Below are 2,050 nucleotides of genomic sequence, written 5' to 3'. Positions count from 1 at the left end.
CTCTACTTCTTCTCAAGTACCGAATTTGACGACTGACAGGCATTTTGGATTTTTCTATGCTCACTAACCACAGACTCCCTTTTCGACACGAAATTAGATTACTATTTTATCGCCTTTTTTCTGGCAAAGTCAACACCCTAGGGTATAACTAAAGGGGGCAATAACCGTATCTGTTCCTGCACTATCAATAATCACATCGTTGACGTTATCAATAGTATAAGTGTCATTACCTTCTCCTCCGTCTAGGGTATCTACCCCTGCTTTGCCGTCTAGTTTATCGTTCCCTGCATCGCCTAGGAGGTAGTTATTGCCGTTATTGCCGATAATTGTGTTATTAAGGGTGTTTCCTGTACCGTTAATGGCTGAATTGCCTGTTAGGGTCAGATTTTCCACTAGGTTAGGTAAAGTATAAGAGACACTCGCATAAACTAAGTCCGTTCCGCCTGTGCTACCTGTAACGGTTTCTAGGACAATATCTCCACTATTATCCACATAATAGACATCATTGCCATTGCCTCCTTCGAGAGAATCCGAACCCAGTCCCCCATTTAGGGTGTCGTTTCCGGCTAATCCTTGTAGGGTGTCGTTTCCGTCTCCACCGACAAGATTGTCATTGCCAGATGTGCCTGTAATGAGTATCCCTTCCGTCACTTGGTTGACGGTAATGGTAAAGGTATCCTCAATAAATAAACCTTTCGATGTTCCTCTGATGGTAATTTGAGCCGTTCCAAACTGATTTTGGAGATAATCTAGGATTAATTGGTTATTAACGATAGTTGCTGTCACCAAGCTAGTATTTGTGTTGGATAACACACTCTTGGTAATTGCATCTCCATCGGGGTCACTAAAGACGGTGGTTATATCAATGACGGTATTGGCTGCATCTTCGTCAACATTGACATCTGTAATCGGATTGAGGACGATTGGTGGATTATCGACTGCACCGACATTGACAACGAAAGTATTGTCAACAGTTTTACCGTTTGATGTTCCCCGAATCGTAATATTTGCCGTACCAGATTGATTGTCTTGATAGTCAAGAATTAATTGATTGTCAACGATGGTAGCGGTGACTAATCCCGTATTGTTATTGACGAATACTGATTTAACAATTAAAGCGATGTCATTATCAATATCGGTGAAGACGTTGGTTATATCGATGACGGTATTGGCTGCATCTTCGTCAACATTGACATCTGTAATCGGATTGAGGACGGTTGGTGCGTCATCTACTGGGTTAACTGTGATATTCACTGTCGCAGCATTATCTGCATAAACAGTCCCATCAAACCCGTTCCAACTAAAACTAACATTACCATTAAAGTTAGTATTTGGCGTAAAAGTGAGATTATTTAAGTCGCTGACAGTAATTTCTTGATTGAGTGCAATTGCTGTATTGTTCAGTTGGAGAATACCGTTATTAGGTAAAGCAGTAATCTGGATTTTGATGAGAGTATTACCATCAGCGTCACTGAAAGCTGAAGTAAAGTCACTTTGGCTAAAGTTAAGCGCGTTATCTTCATCCCCACTCTTATTAATGTTATTGAGAGTTGGCGGTTGATTGCTGGGTAGTTGCTGATTTCCGAAGTTAACTCCCGTTAGTATCTGTCCCCCAGTCAGGGTGACATTGTGAACTAAACTGACGCTATTAGTGACAGTATTAGACCCATTATTATTGTTATTACCTGGGTTAACTACACCTGAGCCAGAATTACCGTCATTCAAAGTAAGTATGCTTTCTGCTAAAGCCAGTGCATTGATGCGAGGATAACTGATTCCTGTATTGGTGACGTTATCGTTTTCGTCATCCCCATCAATAATTAAGTTGCTAGTTGTGTCTAATAAGGTACGGAATTCAGTTAAGGTTAATTCCCGTCCTAAATAGGTTTGAGCAATCTGTTGACCAAGGGTAGCAATTCCAGTAATGTAAGGCACGGCTTGAGATGTGCCACCCATGGTAATTGTCCCACCAGTTGCATTGGCGCCACTGATTAAAATTCCTGGAGCAAATACATCTAAAAGTGGGTGACGTTGGGAGAAACTGGCGATT

At 41.4% G+C, this 2,050-nt stretch carries 1 protein-coding gene; it reads right to left on the bottom strand.

Annotated features, from left to right (window positions below; all coding sequences use genetic code 11):
- Nucleotides 1-129 precede the first annotated feature (129 nt).
- On the bottom strand, nt 130-2,050 hold a 1,921-nt coding region (locus O9324_RS22610; RefSeq protein ID WP_288141367.1), incomplete at its 5' end, for a cadherin-like domain-containing protein.

The organism is Microcystis sp. LE19-84.1B, assembly GCF_027531875.1.
Taxonomy (GTDB): domain Bacteria; phylum Cyanobacteriota; class Cyanobacteriia; order Cyanobacteriales; family Microcystaceae; genus Microcystis; species Microcystis panniformis.
This window is presented reverse-complemented; position numbering and strand designations above follow the sequence as displayed.